This window comes from Xanthomonas massiliensis, from assembly GCF_900018785.1.
Taxonomy (GTDB): Bacteria; Pseudomonadota; Gammaproteobacteria; order Xanthomonadales; family Xanthomonadaceae; genus Xanthomonas_B; species Xanthomonas_B massiliensis.
On sequence record NZ_FCOY01000007.1, the window covers coordinates 986,448 to 1,003,381 of the forward strand.

The window sequence follows — 16,934 nt, forward strand, 5'->3', positions numbered from 1 at the left end:
CACACGCCGGCAATGGCCGCCGCGCCGCAGGCCGCCTCCCGGGCAACGGCGAGGCCCGCATGCGGGCACGCCCCGCGCCCGGCTGCGCGGCGATGCCGGTGCGGCCGCCAGCGCCCGCCCGGAGCGCTGCCCCGGCTTCTGCCATCGGCCCGGCGGCCATGCCGCACCGGGCACACCCTGACCGATACCGATACGGAACCGACATGAGCGATACCCGCGACTTCCTGCTGCCCGACCTCGGCGAAGGCCTGCCCGACGCCACCATCGTGGAATGGTTCGTCCAGGAGGGCCAGGACATCCTCCTCGACGCGCCGCTGGTGGCGATGGAGACCGCCAAGGCGGTGGTGGAAGTGCCCTCGCCGGTATCCGGCAAGGTGCTCGCGCTGGCCGGCGGCCCGGGCGAGGTGATTCCCACCGGCAGCCTGCTGGCCCGGTTCGAGGCCGATCCGGCGCTGCCGCAGCGTGCCGAGGCCCACGACAGCGGCCACGGCCATGGCGCACCGGCGCGCGCCACCGAAGCCGCGCCCCCGCCACCGCCCCCGGCCGCCAGGGAGGACGCGGCCGACGCCGGCACCGTGGTCGGCGCGATGCAGAGCTCCGATGCGATCCGCCAGCAGGCGGCGGTGGCGGTGGGCGGCGTGCGCGCCATGCCGGCGGTGCGCGCGCTGGCGCGCAAGCTCGGCGTGGACCTGGCCGCGGTGCCCGCCACCGGCCCGGACGGCACCGTGAGCCTGGCCGACGTGAAGCGCGCGGCCCAGGCCGGTCCCGGCGCGACGTGAAGCGCGCGGCCCAGGCCGGTCCCGGCGCCGCGATCGCAGCGGCCCCGCCCGTTCCCGCTGCCGCGTCCGCGCCGTCACCGCCGGCGTCCGCCGGCGCGGTGGCCGGGCGCCCGGCGGCGGCCACGCCGCTGTCGGCCAGCGGCCGGCCGATGCGCACCCAGCCGCCGGGCGTGGCCGCCCACGGCCAGCCCGAGCCGCTCAAGGGCGTGCGCCGCAACATGGCGCGGGTGATGGCCGACGCGCATGCGCAGGTGGTGGCCACCACGCTCAACGACGACGCCGACATCCACGCCTGGACGCCGGGCAACGACGTCACCGCGCGGCTGGTGCGCGCGATCGTCGCCGCCGCGCGCGCGGTGCCGGCGCTCAACGCCTGGTTCGACGGCGCCGCGCTGACCCGCACCCTGCATGCGCAGGTGGACATCGGCATCGCCGTGGACACCGACGACGGCCTGTTCGTGCCGGCGCTGCGCAACGCGGACATGCTCGACGCGCGCGGCGTGCGCGAGGGCATCGAGCGCCTGCGCCGGCAGGTGGCCGAGCGCAGCATCGCCGCCTCCGAGCTGACCGGCTACACCCTCTCGCTGAGCAACTTCGGCATGTTCGCCGGCCGCTACGCCACCCCGATCGTGGTGCCGCCGTGCGTGGCCATCGTCGCCGCCGGCCGCGCCCGCCACCAGATGACCCCGGTGATGGGCGGGGTGGAGGCGCACAAGGTGATCCCGCTGTCGCTGACCTTCGACCATCGCGCCGCCACCGGCGGCGAGGCGGCGCGCTTCCTGCGCGCGCTGCTCGACGACCTGGCACTGCCGCAGTAGCCCGCGGCGGCGTACCGCCGGCACCGGCCCGGGCGGCGTCGCGCTGCCCGGGCCCTTTAGTTTCAGCAGGGCGCAAGCGAAGAGGCCGGCAAGGCGGCGGCGAGCGGCATCGGGCCCGGATGCTTCAACAGGCGGCGATGCGACGAGGGCATCGCCACCGGCGAAGCGATATCGAAACCAAGGCGTTCGTTCAGCGTGTCGCGTCCGCGGCCAGCGGCGCACCCAACTCCAGCCGCATGTGCTCGAAATCCAGCGTCCACGCGTCGAAGGCGTTGAGCACGTCGCCGCCGAGCACGCCCTGGCTGCGCATGCGCACGTCGTCGGAGTCGCGCAGCGCGACCGGCAGCGCCGGCAGCACGGTGGTGCGTCCACCCGCCTCCACTTCGACCTGCGGCCAGGTGACGACCGCGCGCTCGGTGGCGCCGCCGGCGCCGGCCAGGCGCTGGCGCGATTCGGCCAGGCCGTGCAGCAGCTGCGGGTGCGCCTCGGCAAAGCGCGGCGACAGCGACGTCGCGCCGGCGCCGCTGTCCAGGTGCAGCGGCACCGCGACCCCGCCCACGCGCGCATCGACGAACAGGTCGCTGCCGGCCAGGGCGAGATTGCGCGGCGCGTCGGCATCGCCGGCGCCGGGCTCGGGCACCAGCCGGCCGTCGTGGCCGAAGCGCACGCGCCGCATCGCGCGGAACACCGGGAAGCCGACGATCGCCTCGATGCGGTAGCCGCCGGGCAGCGGCATCTCCAGCTGCGCATCGTCGAGCACCAGGAAGGCGACATGCTCGAGCGCCAGCCCGGCCAGTTCGAGCCGGTCGGCCATCGCCACCCGCACCGCCACCTGCTGGCGGCTGGAGGAGCCGACGCCGGCCTCGCCCAGCATGCGCAGGCCCAGCCGCGCGGCGGTGCTGGCCGAGACCACCGAGAGGTTGGCGCCGGTATCGAGCACCACCTGCTGCGCGTGCCCGTTGATCCTCGCCTGCGCCCGCGGCAGCCCGGCCCGGTCGCGCGCATAGGCCACCGCGGCAGGCAGGAAGCCGGCCACGCGCTGCGCCGGCGCGGTGGCCAGGCGCGCGGCCAGGGTCGCCATCATCGTCGCGCCCTCGATCTCCTCGGCGCTGCCGTCGCAGCGGGCCAGCCGCGTCGCGCGCGCCTGCGCCGCGGTGGCCGCGCGGGCGTAGCGGGCGGAGGCGAAGGCGGCATCGGCGATCACCGACTGCGCCAGCGCGGCATCGCAGTCGGCCTGGCCATGCTCGGCCAGGAAGGTCCCGGCCAGCGCGAGGGCGCGGTCCTCGTCCAGCCGGGCGGCGGCGATGCGCGCCTGCGCCAGCGTCGTCCACGGCGGCGGCAGGCCGGGCAGCGCCGCGACCAGGCCGGCGACGTCGCCATCGGCCGCGGCCTCCAGCCGCTGGCGCGCCTGCGCCGCGGAATCGGAGGGCGGCGCAGCCAGCGCCGGCAGCGCGGCCAGCGCCAGCAGCACGAGCGCGAAACGGCCGCGACGGGCCGGGGAGGTGGAGCAAACGTTCATCTGCAGGTATCCTGATCCAGGAAAATTGTTTTCTGTAAAACAGAAATTAATATGCACAATACGGAAAAGTCAATGCGGCTCGCCCGGGCCGCGCGGCGGTTGCGCTGGGTGCTGTGGCTGGGCGTGGCGCTGGCCCTGCTGCTGACCGCCAGCGGCGTGGCCGGTGCCTGGCGCGGCGGCGGCGGCCCCGGCGGCACGATCCTGGATACCGGCGGCCTGCCGCTGGCCTGGGCCAGCGCACTGGCAATCGCGCAGGGATTGCTGGTGGCCGCCGCGCTGCATCCGCTGGCGGTGCTGCTGGGGCAGGTGCGCGCCGAGCGGCTGTTCCCGCCGCAGGCCAGCCGCCGCTTCGGCCGCTTCGCCACGCTGCTGTTGCTGGCGATGCTGGTCCACGGCGTGGTGCCGGCGCTGCTCGCCGCCGTGCTGGCCCCGCACGGCGATGCCCTCGTGGTGCACTTCGATGCCGCCGACCTGCTGGCGCTGCTGGTCGGCGCCGTGCTGTGGCTGGTGGCACGCTTCTTCGCCGAGGCCGAACGCCTCGAAGAAGACCAGCACGCGATCGTCTGAGGCGCGCATGGCCATCGTCGTACGCCTGGATGTGATGCTCGCGCTGCGCAAGGTGCGCTCGCGCGAACTGGCCCAGCACGTGGGCATCACCGAATCGAACCTGTCCCTGCTCAAGTCCGGGCGGGTGCGCGGCATCCGCTTCGAGACGCTGTCGAAGATCTGCCAGTACCTGCAGTGCCAGCCCGGCGACCTGCTGGCCTACGAACCCGACGACGACGGGCCGGGGGCCGATGTCCCGTGACCGGCGATCCGGCTACCGCGGCGGGGCTTCCAGGCAGGCCGCCCTCGCCGATGCCGGATGACGCCACGTGACGCCGTGGACTTCGTCCGGCTTCCCCGCCTGTTCTTGCGCTGTTCCCGGATCACGGGCGGGCGCTGCGTCGCGGCAAGGGGGCCGGCACGGCGGCGCTACACTCGGCCACGCCTTCGACGGAGCACCGCCATGAGCCACCGCAGCCGCCTGGCCGGTTTCATCATCGACTGCCAGGGCGAGGACCACGAGACCGCCGCCGCGTTCTGGAGCCAGGCGCTGGGCCTGCCGCGCGGGGAAACCTACGCCGAGGGCGCGGCCCGCTACACGGAGCTGAGCGGCGCGCCGGCGGCGCTGAACATCGAGGTGCAGCAGGTCGAGCACCCCTCGCGCGTGCACCTGGACATCGAGGCCGACGACATCGACGCCGAGGCCGCGCGGCTGGAGGCCCTCGGCGCCCGGCGCATCGGCTTCGTCAAGCGCTGGTGGGTGATGGAAGCGCCCAGCGGCCAGCGTTTCTGCGTGGTGCGGATGAAGCACCCCGAGCGCGGCGCCGAGCCCAACACCTGGGAATAGGGACACCGCCATGTCCCTGCCGGCCAGGCGCGGCCGCGACGCGGGCATCTAGCCTCGGCCGGGCACCGGCGGCGTCCGGTTCCACGGAATGAAGGGGCGTGCGGCCGATCGGCACGCCGTGACGATATGTCGGCCGGATCGCACGTTCGACGGCTACGACGCACCCACGCCCGCCCGGAAGCGTCGCCGGGCTGGACCGCGCAAGCCGACGCGCGTTGGCGGACGACCTGCGCCGGCGCAGGATCCGGCCATGCCCCGTCGCGGGGTACGGCATGCCGGCCGCCGCGCGGCGGCGCGTTTCCCGCGGCAGCCAACGCACTTCCGGCAGGGGCCGCGACGGCCCGGCTCAGCGCCCCGGGGCGATCCACAGCCGGTCGCCGGACCGGCGTGTCCTCGCACGCCGACCGCATGTGGCCAGGACGCGGGCGGCCCAGCCACGATCAGGCGGGCGCGGGCGCGCGCCCGAAGGTCCTGCAGCCGGTCCGGACGACGGGGACGATCCGTTCGGACGAACGCAACACGACCGGCTGCCGCGATGCGCCCACCTGCTGTCCGAAGCGCGCCATCCGCATGCGCGCGAGCGCCGGCCCGCCGGCGCAGGCGCAGGGGATCGGCGCGGGAAACCCCGCATCCGCTACGGCCTCCCGGACGTCCGATCCCACCGCGGCCCTTCAGTCCTCCTCGCCGTCGTCCTCACCGTCGTCCTCGACGTCCTGGCTCACCGCGTCCGCCGCCGGGCGCGGCCGGCGCTTGGCGGGGCGGCTGAGGATCTCGACGTAGAACCGGTCGTGGGCCGCGGCCACCAGCGCATCCACGGCCGGGATCAGCCCGGCCACGTCCACCGCACGGGCATCGGCCTCGTCGGCCCCGACGCGCACGTCGAAATCCCAGAAGTCGGCGCCGGCGGGCAGGGCCTTGCGCCGCTCGCGCCGCAGGTACCGGCGGATGTCGTGCTTGCTGGCCTCGAGCAGGCGGTCGCGGTGCTTGCCCTCGATGTCGAGCTGGTAGGTCTTTCTCACGGGATTTCGTCCAGGCAGGAAGTGAAGTGGCCGGTCCGGCGGCGGGCGGCATCGCCGGCCTCGCGGTCCGCATGCGCGCCATGATGAGGCCGGGGCCGCCGGATTGCGCGCCAGTGTCGATCGAACGCTGCTGCCGCACCGCCGCCGGCGCAGAGGACGCGCCCATCCCCGCGGACACGGGATGGATGCCGCGGCGACAGGCCGCGCTGACGAAAACGCGCCGGCACCTCGGGGCGCCCGGACGGCCCGGCCGGGCCGGCGGAGGCCACTACAATCGCGGCTTCCCGGCCGCCGAGGCATCCCATGACCGCGTCTTCCCCGATCCCCGGCGCCTTCGCCGGCCGCCGCGTCCTCGTCGCCGGCGCCAGCCGCGGCATCGGCTACGCCATCGCCGAGGCCTTCGTCCGCGCCGGCGCGCGGGTGTCGATCTGCGCGCGCGGCCGCGACCGGCTCGAACAGGCCGCCGACGCGCTGTCCGCCCACGGGCATCCCGTCCATCGCCTGGCCTGCGACCTGTCCGACCCGGCGCAGATCCAGGCCTATGTCGAGGCCGCCGCCGGCGCGCTCGGCGGCCTCGACGTGGTGGTGAACAACGCTTCCGGCTACGGCAACGGCCGCGACGACGCCAGCTGGCGCGCCGGCTTCGAGGTCGACCTGATGGCCGCGGTGCGCTGCAACCGCGCCGCGCTGGCGCACCTGCGCGGCGGCACCGATCCGGCGATCGTCAACATCAGCTCGATCAACGGCACGCGTCCCACCCCGCGCGCGATGGCCTATTCCACTGCCAAGGCCGCGCTGAACTACTACACGGTGACCCTGGCCGCCGAACTGGCGCGCGAGCGCATCCGCGTCAACGCCGTCGCGCCGGGCTCGATCGAGTTCCCCGGCGGGCTGTGGGAGCGCCGCCGCGACGAGGCGCCGGCGCTGTACGCCGGCATCCGCGCGAGCATCCCGTTCGGCGGCTTCGGCGCGGTGGAGGACGTCGCCCATGCCGTGCTGTTCCTGGCCTCGCCGCAGGCATGCTGGATCACCGGGCAGGTGCTGGCGGTGGACGGCGGGCAGTCGCTGGGCGCCTGACCCTCAACCGGCCAGCTGCGCCGCATCGACCACGTGCACGCCGTCGCGCGGCGCCAGCACCGCCTGCACCAGCGCGGCGGCGACGTGGGCGGCCGGATCGATGCGCAAGCCGCGCGGCAGCAGCGGCCCCAGCGCGCGCAGCAGCGCCGCCGCGGCACGCTCGGCGCGCCGCCGCTCGTGGCGCTCGCCGCCGATCAGCCCCGGGCGCACCAGCGTCAGCGAAGGGAACCCGAGCAGGCACAGGTCGCGTTCGAGCTCGCCCTTGACCCGGCTGTAGAAGAACCGCGACTGCGTATCGGCACCCTTGGCCGAATTCAGGGCGAAGATGCGCGCACCGTGGCGCAGCGCGATCTGCGCACAGGCCAGCGGATAGTCGTGGTCGACATGGCGGAAGGCGGCGCGGCTGCCGGCCTTGGCCCGGGTGGTACCCAGCGCGCAGACCACCGCATCGACCGCCCACCAGGCCGCCTCGGCGGGCAGCGCCTCGAAATCGACCACGGGCGCCAGCAGCTTCGCCTCCGCCTGCGCCAGCGCATGCCGCACCGGCGCCACCACCTGCGTGCAGCGCGGATCGTCCAGCAACTGGCGCAGCACATGGCTGCCGACCAGGCCGGTGGCGCCCAGTAGCATGACCTTCATCGAATGTTCCCGCGTTGTCCCTGGCCCGATGATGCCGCGTATGGCCGTGGCGTCAATGCCCGCGCGCGCCGGCCATGATCACCGCCATGCCGGCCAGGCACAGCCCCATGCCCAGCCAGTCGGTGGCGGCCGGACGCACGCCGTCCACCGCCCACAGCCACAGCAGCGCCACGCAGATGTAGATGCCGCCATAGGCGGCATAGGTGCGGCCGGAGGCGGTGGGATGCAGGGTCAGCAACCAGGCGAACAGCGCCAGGCTCGCCGCCACCGGCAGCAGCAGCCAGGCCGAGCGGCCCTGGCGCAGCCACAGCCAGGGCAGGTAGCAACCGAGGATCTCGGCCAGCGCGGTGGCCAGGAACAGGCCGAGGGTCTTGACCAGCCCGGGCAACAGGACCGTCATCGTTCAATGGCCCCCGCCGGCGCGGCCACGCAGCCATTGCCAGGCCTGCACCGCCAGCAGGACGACGGTGCCGACCGCCAGGCCCACCATCACCGCGCCCAGCGCATCGGCGATGCCGCCCGCGAGCACCCGGCCGAGCGTGTCGCCGATGGCGTGGTGGACCGCCGGCACGCCGTGCACCACGATGCCGCCGCCGACCAGGAACATCGCCACGGTACCGGCCACCGACAGGCCCTTCATCAGCCACGGCACCGCGCGCAGGATGCCGCGCCCCAGCCGTGCCGAGGCCCGCCCCTTGTCCAGCAGCCAGGCGCCGAGGTCGTCCAGCTTCACGATCGCCGCCACCACGCCGTAGACGCCGACGGTCATCGCCAGGGCCACCGCCACCAGCACCGCCAGGCGCTCCACGAACGCGGTGCCGGCCGGGATCACGCCCAGCGCCAGCACGATGATCTCCGCCGAGAGGACGAAATCGGTGCGGATCGCGCCGGCCACCTTGGTCTTCTCCATCGCGACCAGGTCGGTGCCGGCATCGGCCAGCGCCTGCAGGCGTTCGGCGCGGCGGGCCGCCTCGTCCTGCGCCGGGTGCAGGAAGCGGTGCGCCAGCTTTTCCACGCCCTCGAAACACAGGTAGGCACCGCCGACCATCATCAACGGCATCACCAGCCACGGCAGCCAGGCGCTGATCGCCAGCGCCAGCGGCACCAGGATGGCCTTGTTGCGCAGCGAACCCTTGGCCACCGCCCACACCACCGGCAGCTCGCGGTCGGCGCGCACCCCGGTGACCTGCTGGGCATTGAGCGCCAGATCGTCGCCCAGCACGCCCACGGTCTTCTTGGCCGCGACCTTGGTCAGGACCGAGATGTCGTCGAGCAGCGAGGCGATGTCGTCGAGCAGGGTGAACAGGCTGGCGCCGGCCATGGACGAACGTTCCGCGAGGGTGGGGGCCGCGCATTGTCGCCCATCGGCCCGTCCGCCAGGCGCGCAGCGCGCGGACCGGGAACGCGATACCCGTCACGGAAAACATTTCAGTCAGCTTCGTGCAGGCATGCTGCTGTCACGTGATTGTCATGGTGTTGCACACCGTGGCGGCCCCATCCGGCAGGTGACGTGCTCGTGCACGCCTGCCCTTCCCTAACCGGATAGGCGACCGACATGAACTGGATACTGGTTGTTGCATTGCTGGCCCTGCTGGGCCTGACGCTGGCCTCGCGGCGCTGGATCTGGCCCAAGGCCGCGGCCCTCTCGCTGCTGCTGGTGGCGCTGAACTCGTGGTGGCTGCTGGACCGGCTCAGCGGCGACGGCCTGAACGCCGCCACCCTCTACCACCTGAGCGCGGACATGGAGGGCACCGGCCTGGCCGACTTCCGCGGCGTGATCGCCGCCTACGTGGCGCTCCTGGCCGCCTCGCTGCTGCCGCTGCTGGCGCCGCTGCTGCGCCGGCGCCTGCCGCCGGGCCGCGGCGCGCCGGTGGCGGCCGGCTTCGCCCTCTCGCTCCTGGCCGCGATCGGCTGCAGCCCGCTGTACGGCGACGGCAAGCGCCTGTACCACCAGCTGCAGCCGGTGGACTACGCCCCCATCGCGGCCGACTACGTGCAGCCGGTGCAGCCCCTGTCGCGCCGGCCCAACATCGTGTGGATCTACGGCGAGAGCCTGGAACGCACCTACCTGGACGAGGCCACCTTCCCCGGGCTGATGCCCAACCTCACGCGGCTGGCCGCGCAGGCGCTGGATTTCCGCGGCATCGGTTCGGCCGAGGGCAGCGGCTGGACCATCGCCGGGCTGGTCTCCTCGATGTGCGGGGTGCCCTTGACCACCGCGCGCGGCGACGAGAACAGCATGGGCCGCATGGGCCGCTTCCTGCCCGAGGCCCGGTGCCTGGGCGACTACCTGCACGAGCAGGGCTACCGCAACCACTACCTGGGCGGCGCCGCCGGCGAATTCGCCGGCAAGGGCGCCTTCCTCGCCAGCCACGGCTTCGACGAGGTCGACGACGTGGCCTGGTTCCGGCGCCAGGGCGTGGGCCGCACCCATTTCTCGGCCTGGGGCGTGCACGACGACGTGCTGCTCGATGCCGCCTGGCGGCGCTTCCAGCAGCTCTCGCGCCGGGGCGAGCCGTTCATGCTCACCACGCTGACCATGGACACCCACCATCCGGCCGGGCACCTGCCGGTGGCGTGCAAGGGCACGCACTACCGCAGCCGCCACGGCGACATCGGCCTGCTCAACGCGCTCAACTGCAGCGACCGGCTGGTATCGCGCCTGGTGGAGCGCATCCGCAGCAGCCCGTGGGCGGACAACACCGTGATCGTGGTCGCCTCCGACCACCTGGCCATGCCCAACGACCTCAGCGAGGTACTCGCCGGCATGCAGCGCGAGAACCTGCTGCTGTTCCTGGCGCCGGGCGTCGCCCCGCACCAGCAGCGCATCGCGCAGGGCACCACCCTGGACTCGGGCGCGACCTTGCTGGGCCTGATCGACCCGCAGGTCACCGCGCTCGGCTTCGGCCGCTCGCTGCTGCTGCCCGACGCGCAGCGCACCGGCATCAGCGCCGCCGCCTACGCCGCCGACGACATCGGCTACCGCCGCTACCTCGCCTTCGCCCGCAGCCTGTGGACCGGCCCGCCCGACCCCGTGCTGCGCCTGGACGAGAAACAGCGCATCGTCGTCGGCCGCCAGCAGGTACGCCCGCCCGTGCTGCTGGAATACGACGAGCGCGGCGCCATCCGCTCGATGACCCTGGAAGACGCACTCGGCCGCTTCAATCGCGCCGACCACCGGCGACCGCTGGCCTATGTCGACCGCTGCACCGCCTTCGACGACGCCAACGACACCGACGAATGGTGCGCGCTGCTCGCCGACGCGCGGCACGGCACGCGCCTGGTGCACGACGCCGCGCTGCGCCAGGGCGTGCGCGTGGACGCCAATGCGGGCGATGCGGTCAACGTGCCCGCCAACGAGCGCATCCGCCGCGCCCTGGTCGTGGCCCGGCGCGAGAAGAGCATGCGTGCCGGCCAGTACGTGCTGCGCGTGCAGGCACGCGACCGTCCCGCGCGGGCCTTCTGGCTGGAGGCCGTATCCGGCCGCGACCGCGCCGTGCTCGCACGCCAATGGGTCTATCCCGACACCGAGGGCCGCATCGTCATGCCGCTGTCGCTGGACCGCGACGTGGACGACCTGGAAATCCAGGCCTGGCTCGATCTCAACGAACAACTGGCCGTGGACGACTATGCGCTGGTGCGTACCGGCAGCCGTCCGCGCGGGCCGTTGTCGTGATCTTGCGGGCGGCCCGGATCCGGCCGGGCCGCCCGATCGAGCGGCGCTCTACCACCGCCAGGATCGATCCGTCACACCGGTGTTGCTGGCGCCGGGCGAGCGCTCGTCAGGCTTCGCTGGCGAATGCAGGCGCGCACGGTCCCTGCGCATCCCGGCGGCCCACCTCCACCCAGGGACACGTGCGCTGTCGCCGGTTCATCGGGGCGCGCAGGCCGCCTGAATCCCGGGGCGTACCTCAGAGATCGTAGGCTTCCGGGCCCGGCGGTTCCTTCGGCAGCGGCTTGTCGTTGCCGTAGCCGCGGTTGCCGTCCGGGCCGATCACCCCGGCACCCGGGCCGATCGCTTCGGCGTCGATGTTGTTCTCGTTGCAGGAGTATTCGCCCAGGCCGCGGTCGTCGCCGCCGAAGTTCCAGGTGCGGTCGAAATGGATCGGCTCGCGGTAGTACTTCGGGTCGGTGACCGTGACCTGCACGTTCAGATGGTGGTAGTCCGGGCGCGACCAGCGCTCGACCACGGTGGTGGTGCCGCTGGTCGGGTTGCCGTTCTCGTCCAGCCAGATCCTGTCGATGCTGGAATCGCGCAGGCCCTCGGTCTGGACCACCAGGGTGTCGCCGTCCCAGTAGGCGACGTTGGTGCCGAAATAGCTCGGTGCCGGATTCGCGGGCAGCGCGCGCTTCGGGCCGACCACCGCGGTGCGGTGGGTGGTGTAGTGGTAGAACGTGACGAAGCGCTCGGGCGTGGCCAGGATCTCGAACGGCAGGCCGCTGGCATCGTGGCGGGGAATGCCGCCGGGGGTGCAGATCGCCTCCGGGTCGGGCGTGTGGTTCTGGCTGTAGAGCAGCGCGCGCTTGCCCAGTTCGCTGTACGGCAGGATGAAGCCGGGATAGTCCTTGCCGAAGTTGCCGCCGGGCTTGCTCTTGTCACGCTGCCCCTGCCAGTAGCCGCTCAGGTCGGGATGGCCGTCGGCCAGGCGCGGCGCCGGCAGCGGCGGGCCCTTGTAGTCCAGCGGCTTGAACAGGTCCTCGTCGGACGCGTCCGCCGGCGCGCGGCTGCCGCGACCGCTGGTGTCCTTTTCCTGCGCGAGGCCGTTGCCGCCGAGCACGGCGAGCACGGCGAAGGCGAGAACGTTCCGGGTCGTGGTCTTCATCGCCTCGTCCTCACTTGGTCTGCGCGTCGGCCGGCAGGTCCGACGGCTTCGGCTTGTTCTTGCGGTACAGCCAGTAGCCGGTCGCGCGGGTCGGGTCGTACACAGAGCCGATCGGCCAGTCCGGCACGTCCTGCCGGTCCGGGCCGAAATAACGGTTGCCGTCGGCGGCGATCTTCCCGGGGCCGGGCTCGAGGCTGGTCACGACCCACTCGGTGTTCCATTCGCACGACACCTGCGGCAGGGCCTCGCCTTCCGGGGCCAGCACGTAGTGGCGCGTGTAGCGCACCGGTTCGCGGTAGTACACCGGGTCGGTATAGGTCAGCTCCAGGTCCAGGTGGTGCTTGTCCGGCCGCGTGTACTTCTCCACCAGCACCGCGCCGGCGGAAATCGGGTTGGCGTTGTCGTCCAGCCATGCCCGCCCCTCGCTGCTGTCGTGGAAGGCGCTGGAGCGGACCACGAAGGTGTCCCCTTCCCAGTGCCCGACGGCGTTGCCGGTGTAGCGCGGATCGGGATCGACCGGCGGCTCGCGCCCGTCCGTCCAGATCCAGCGGTGCCAGCCGAACAGGTTCAGCGTGGCGACCCGGCGCGGGGTCTGCACGATCTCGAACGGGAACACCTGGGTCAGCGCGCGCGGCAGGCCGGTGATGATGCAGCGGGCCTCCGGGTCGATCTGCGCGTAGTTCGCATCCCGCTGGGCCTTTCCCTTGGCGGTGTACGGCAGCTGCAGCCCGGGCAGGTCCTTGGCGAGGTTGCCGTCGGGCTTGCCGTCCTCGTGCAGCAGCTTCCACACGCCGTTGAGCGAGGGATGGCCATCGGCCAGCCGCGGCGTCGGTTCCGCGGCGCCGGTGTACGGCTGGCCGAGCAGGATCTTCCTGGACTGCGCGGTGATGCCGTCGGGCCTGGCTTCGTCGCGGTATTGCGCCTGCGCGCTGAACGCGAGGGCCAGCAGCACGCCCGCCACGAGCGGCGACCGGGGGGATTTGCACGACATGGGATGCCTCGGCGTGGGTCGGGAGGGAGGGCGCGGGCTCACTTCTGCGCCAGCAACGCCTGGATCTGGTCCTCGAATTCCTTGTGGACGTCGCTGTTGAAGCGGCCCGTGGCCTTGGCCGAGAAGCCGCTGTGCACGTGCGCGACCTTGCCCTGGCGGTTGATGAAGAACGTGGTCGGCCAGGAATCGAGGTTCACCGCCTGCGGCAGCTTCTCCTGCGCCTGGTCGGTGGTGCCGGCCAGCAGGACCGGGAACGGCGGCTTGTAGCGGGCCACGAAGGCGCGCAGCCGCGCCGGGTCGGCATATTCGTCCTCGTCCTCGAAATCGAGGGTGACGATCTCCAGGCCCTGCGCGTGGTACTTGCGGTACAGCTCGTCGAGGAACGGCGCTTCGTCGTGGCAATTCGGGCACCAGCTGCCGCTCACGTCGACCAGGAGCACCTTGTGCCTGAAACGCGCGTCGGTATTGGAGACGAGGTTGCCCTGCAGGTCCTTGAAGCTGAAGGCGAACACCTCGTCCGGGTCGCGCACGCCCGTATGCGCGGCCAGGTCCGGCACGTCGGGCAGGCCGAGCTTCCTGGCGACGTCGGGACGGTAGGCGACGTAATGGACGAACCCGGTGCGGTCCGACAGCGCCACGTCCAGCGTCGCGTTGCCCTGGTCGTCGTGCGCGGGCCTGACCGTGGCCAGCGCCGCGCGGGTGCCGGAGAAATTGGCCAGCTCGAACTGGCCGTCCTTCCATGTGCCGGTGAGCGCGCCGGTATCGCCGCCGACCCGCAACACCGATGCGCTCAGCTTGCCGCCTTCCTGGTGGGCGATGAAGCGCCAGGCGTATTCGTTGGCCTTCCTGGACTGGGCCGGGATCACCCACAGGCCGTCGATGTCCGGCGCACCGCTGTCGGCGGCGACCTCGGCGCCGGCCCGCTTGGCGGCGATCTTCCAGCGCGGCGCCTTGGAATTCGCGTTCACCGCGGCATAGGTGCCGTCCAGGCTGCCGTCCGGGCGGTGGACCAGGTCGAGCACCCGGTCGAAGGCGTCGTAGCGCAGCTGCAGGTGGTCGCCGTCGAGCCTTGCCGCGGTCGAGGCGATCGGCTCGTCGCCGTTGTAGAAGTTGCCGACCAGGCCGTCCTTGCCGTCGACGATCTCGTAGCGGAACGGAATGTGGACGCTGCCGTTGTCGGCCGTGGCCTGCCACCGGCCCACCCAGTCGGCGGCGCCCGGCGTGGCCGCAAAGGCGAGTGTCGGCAGGGCCAGCAGCAACGATGCGAGCGAAACCAGGCGCATGGGGGAGGATCCGGTGTGAACGAAGCTGCAATGCTGGGTACAGGCGCGAGCGGCGACAAATGTCATGCGCTCATGTGCTCATGCCTTCCGGCGGCAGCGGCGGCCGGTGATGGGCAACGCCCCGGAGCGGCGGAAGGCAGGCGGCTGGCCCGGTGCCGCCATGCCGTGGCGCGTGGGATAGGTCCCCGGATCCGCTCGGCCATCGCTGCGGGCAATGCCCCGGCGCCCGGGCCGCCGTACCGGCGCCGGTCGCGCATGCCGGGAGGGCGGCCGGGATCGCGTGCCGACCGCGGGCGGGTAGCCGCAGGAGAGAGCGGCCGCGCGGGGCCGCAGGCGATCACGGCGCCGGCGGGTTCGCCGGTGGATCGGGCACCACCTCGTGCGGGTACCAGTTGGCCTTGTGGCAGGCCTCGCAGGCGCTGTCCATGTCGTTTCCCAGCGCGAACAGCCTGTCCGCGTCGTGCCTGTCGATCGCCTCCAGCTCCTGCCGGGCGACCGCGCGCAGGGCGAGCGCGTAGGCATTGAACTGGATGCGATTGGCATCGATCTGGCGCTGGATCTCCTCGGAGCTGTTCACCCCCGGCCCGTCCGACGGGAACGGTACCGCGGCGACCTTCCGGTTCGGGATCACCAGCAGGTTGGTCGCCTCCAGCAGGACCACCGCGTGGTGGCGCAGCTGCGCCCATTCGGCATCCGTCCTGGGGCGCAGGTCGCGGCTGCCGTGGGCATCGATCACCTGCCCGCTCGCGTCCCAGATGCGGTCGGCCGAGTAGTCCACCTCGTTCACCATCAGGTCCTGCAACGTCACCAGCGGTTCGACCGGCAACGCGGCCGGCGCGGGCGGACGGACCGCGGCCGGCCCCTCCGCCGCCGGCGCAGGCGCCTGCCCGGTCGAGGACGGCGCGGGCGGCGCGGTGCACCCGCCCGCGGACAGGACGAGGCCGAGGCCGGCAAGCACGAAACGATGTCTGGCGCTCAAGCGGGAATCATCCGTTGCGGCGCAGCCCGGCTGCGCTTCGGGGGCGATTCTCCGGGCCGCGATCGGCGGGCAAAAGTTCCGCCGCGACATGAGCACACAACCGGCGGTTATTGGCTGGCGTTTTGCCCGCTGTCCACCATGTGCACCGTCCTTCCCTCCCCGCCACGGCTTCGTTCGCCATGAAGAAAGCTCTGTCCAGCGTCGTGCTGCTCGGCCTGCTGCTGTCGTCCGTCCCGGCCCTCGCGCACCATTCCTTCGCCGCGCTGTACGACGCCAACAAGCCGGTGCGGCTGAAGGGCAAGCTGACCAAGATCGACTGGACCAACCCGCACACCTATTTCCATATCGACGTGGTCAGCCGCGACGGCAGCGTGCACAACTGGTCGGTGGAAGGCGCCGGTCCCGGTGCCCTGTCGCGGCGCGGCTTCCAGAACGGCGACGTCAAGATCGGCGACACCCTGATCGTCGATGGCTACCTGACCAAGAAGCCCGGCACCTACCTGGTGGACGGCCGCCTCGTCACCCTGCCCGACGGCCGCGTCATCAATGGGGGCACCCCCGGCGACGGCGGCCCCGGCGACAAGGGCAAGGGCGCCGAGGCGGAATCGCAGAAGCCGGGCAAGGCCTCCTGAGCCGCCGCCGCGATGACGACCCCGGCCCTGTTCGAGTGGCTCTACGCCCTGCCGCTGAGCACGTACGTGCGCGAGTCGCTGTACCTGTATCCGGCACTGGACGTGACCCACGTGGTCGGGGTGATCCTGCTGCTCGGCAGCATCGCCGTCGTCGATCTGCGCCTGCTCGGCAAGGTGTTCCCCGAAGTGCCCATCGGCCGGCTGAGCCATTCGATCCTGCCGCTGACCTTCGTCGGCGCGGCGCTGGCGTTCACCAGCGGCATCCTGCTGTTCCTGTCCGAGGCCGAGACGATCTGGAGCAACCCGATGCTGGTGGCGAAGTTCGCCCTGCTGGTCCTGGCCGCGATCAACATCGGCACCTGGCACCTCGCGTTCGCCCGGCACCGGCCGCAATGGGACACGCTGGCGGTACCGCCGCTGCGCGCGCGGATCGCCGGGGGAACCTCGCTGGCGCTGTGGGCGTCGATCCTGGTCTGCGGGCGCCTGATCGCCTTCATCTTCTGAGCCGGTCCCGATGATCTCCCCCCGCCCCTTCGTCGAGTGGCTCGCGCACACCTCGCTCTCGCAATCCTTCAACGAGGCCAACTACCTGTGGTTCGGCGCCTTCATGGCGGCGCACCTGATCGGCATCGCCCTGCTCGCCGGCACGTCGCTGCTGGTGGACCTGCGGGTGCTGGGCGTGGGCATCCGCGCCGCGGGCCAGCACCGCGTCGCCCGCGCATTGCGGCCATGGCTGCTGGCCGGGCTGGCCATCGCCGTGGCCACCGGTACCTGGCTGTTCGTGGCCGATCCGCTGAAGTACTACGTCAACCCCGCGTTCCAGCTGAAGGCCCTGTTGCTGCTGCTGGCGGTACTCACCCAGTTCGTCGTGCAGCGGCGGCCGCTGAAGTCCTTCGCCCTGGTCGCCCTGCTGCTGTGGTTCGGCACCGCGATCTGCGGGCGCGCGGTCGGACTGCTCTGACCGGACCTGAAAGGAAGGGCC

General features: G+C 72.6%; 17 protein-coding genes and 1 pseudogene. 9 read left to right on the forward strand and 9 right to left on the reverse strand.

All coding sequences use genetic code 11. The features are described 5' to 3' along the window. Positions 1-203: 203 nt before the first annotated feature. Positions 204-1,597: pseudogene (locus BN3794_RS14500) on the forward strand (dihydrolipoamide acetyltransferase family protein). A 190-nt stretch (positions 1,598-1,787) separates the two neighbouring features. Here the strand turns inward: BN3794_RS14500 and BN3794_RS14505 are convergent. Further along, on the reverse strand, positions 1,788-3,116 hold the full coding sequence (locus BN3794_RS14505; protein WP_066098408.1) for a retropepsin-like aspartic protease: 1,329 nt from the start codon (positions 3,114-3,116) through the stop codon (positions 1,788-1,790). Positions 3,117-3,188: 72 nt separating this feature from the next. Between BN3794_RS14505 and BN3794_RS14510 the strand changes: the two genes are divergently transcribed. From BN3794_RS14510 to BN3794_RS14520, 3 genes are all read left to right on the forward strand, one after another. Then, entirely contained in the window at positions 3,189-3,683 is a 495-nt protein-coding gene (locus tag BN3794_RS14510; RefSeq protein WP_160330934.1) for a DUF2975 domain-containing protein, read from the forward strand. Positions 3,684-3,690: 7 nt separating this feature from the next. Beyond that, positions 3,691-3,924 carry a helix-turn-helix domain-containing protein gene (locus BN3794_RS14515; protein WP_066098411.1) on the forward strand — a complete coding sequence of 78 codons (234 nt, stop codon included), beginning with the start codon at positions 3,691-3,693 and terminating at the stop codon, positions 3,922-3,924. Between the two features lie 201 nt (positions 3,925-4,125). Beyond that, positions 4,126-4,509, forward strand: a complete 384-nt coding sequence (locus BN3794_RS14520) for a VOC family protein (RefSeq protein WP_066098413.1) — start codon at positions 4,126-4,128, stop codon at positions 4,507-4,509. A gap of 671 nt (positions 4,510-5,180) precedes the next feature. Here the strand turns inward: BN3794_RS14520 and BN3794_RS14525 are convergent. Further along, positions 5,181-5,528 (reverse strand): DUF6172 family protein, encoded by a 348-nt coding sequence (locus BN3794_RS14525; protein ID WP_066098416.1) that lies wholly within the window; start codon positions 5,526-5,528, stop codon positions 5,181-5,183. Positions 5,529-5,831: 303 nt separating this feature from the next. Here BN3794_RS14525 and BN3794_RS14530 point away from each other — a divergent pair, with 303 nt between their 5' ends. Further along, positions 5,832-6,605 (forward strand): SDR family NAD(P)-dependent oxidoreductase, encoded by a 774-nt coding sequence (locus BN3794_RS14530; protein ID WP_066098418.1) that lies wholly within the window; start codon positions 5,832-5,834, stop codon positions 6,603-6,605. 3 nt (positions 6,606-6,608) lie between these two features. Here BN3794_RS14530 and BN3794_RS14535 read toward each other — a convergent pair whose 3' ends face one another. From BN3794_RS14535 to BN3794_RS14545, 3 genes are read right to left on the reverse strand one after another with little or no spacing between them, the layout of a single operon-like run. Continuing rightward, positions 6,609-7,244 (reverse strand): NAD(P)H-binding protein, encoded by a 636-nt coding sequence (locus BN3794_RS14535; protein ID WP_066098420.1) that lies wholly within the window; start codon positions 7,242-7,244, stop codon positions 6,609-6,611. Positions 7,245-7,296: 52 nt separating this feature from the next. After that, the gene (locus BN3794_RS14540) at positions 7,297-7,644 is read right to left on the reverse strand and encodes a YnfA family protein (protein WP_066098422.1); all 348 of its coding nucleotides are present in this window, start codon (positions 7,642-7,644) and stop codon (positions 7,297-7,299) included. A 3-nt stretch (positions 7,645-7,647) separates the two neighbouring features. Next, positions 7,648-8,565, reverse strand: a complete 918-nt coding sequence (locus BN3794_RS14545) for a DUF808 domain-containing protein (protein ID WP_066098425.1) — start codon at positions 8,563-8,565, stop codon at positions 7,648-7,650. Positions 8,566-8,799: 234 nt separating this feature from the next. Here BN3794_RS14545 and BN3794_RS14550 point away from each other — a divergent pair, with 234 nt between their 5' ends. Further along, positions 8,800-10,920 (forward strand): phosphoglycerol transferase I, encoded by a 2,121-nt coding sequence (locus BN3794_RS14550; RefSeq protein WP_066098427.1) that lies wholly within the window; start codon positions 8,800-8,802, stop codon positions 10,918-10,920. 235 nt (positions 10,921-11,155) lie between these two features. Here BN3794_RS14550 and BN3794_RS14555 read toward each other — a convergent pair whose 3' ends face one another. From BN3794_RS14555 to BN3794_RS14570, 4 genes are all read right to left on the reverse strand, one after another. Then, positions 11,156-12,067 (reverse strand): hypothetical protein, encoded by a 912-nt coding sequence (locus BN3794_RS14555; protein WP_147675794.1) that lies wholly within the window; start codon positions 12,065-12,067, stop codon positions 11,156-11,158. A gap of 10 nt (positions 12,068-12,077) precedes the next feature. Continuing rightward, positions 12,078-13,019, reverse strand: a complete 942-nt coding sequence (locus BN3794_RS14560; RefSeq protein ID WP_147675795.1) for a hypothetical protein — start codon at positions 13,017-13,019, stop codon at positions 12,078-12,080. A gap of 77 nt (positions 13,020-13,096) precedes the next feature. Continuing rightward, complete coding sequence (locus tag BN3794_RS14565; RefSeq protein WP_066098433.1) at positions 13,097-14,341, reverse strand: TlpA family protein disulfide reductase; 1,245 nt, start codon at positions 14,339-14,341, stop codon at positions 13,097-13,099. Between the two features lie 337 nt (positions 14,342-14,678). Further along, positions 14,679-15,149 carry a hypothetical protein gene (locus BN3794_RS14570; RefSeq protein WP_147675796.1) on the reverse strand — a complete coding sequence of 157 codons (471 nt, stop codon included), beginning with the start codon at positions 15,147-15,149 and terminating at the stop codon, positions 14,679-14,681. Between the two features lie 350 nt (positions 15,150-15,499). On the opposite strand from BN3794_RS14570, the gene BN3794_RS14575 reads away from it, so the two are divergent. From BN3794_RS14575 to BN3794_RS14585, 3 genes are read left to right on the forward strand one after another with little or no spacing between them, the layout of a single operon-like run. Further along, positions 15,500-15,952: a DUF6152 family protein gene (locus BN3794_RS14575; RefSeq protein WP_066098437.1), complete on the forward strand. Its 453-nt coding sequence runs from the start codon at positions 15,500-15,502 to the stop codon at positions 15,950-15,952. 12 nt (positions 15,953-15,964) lie between these two features. Next, positions 15,965-16,456 carry a hypothetical protein gene (locus BN3794_RS14580; protein ID WP_066098439.1) on the forward strand — a complete coding sequence of 164 codons (492 nt, stop codon included), beginning with the start codon at positions 15,965-15,967 and terminating at the stop codon, positions 16,454-16,456. 10 nt (positions 16,457-16,466) lie between these two features. Continuing rightward, entirely contained in the window at positions 16,467-16,913 is a 447-nt protein-coding gene (locus BN3794_RS14585; protein WP_066098441.1) for a DUF6644 family protein, read from the forward strand. The last annotated feature ends 21 nt before the right edge of the window (positions 16,914-16,934 follow it).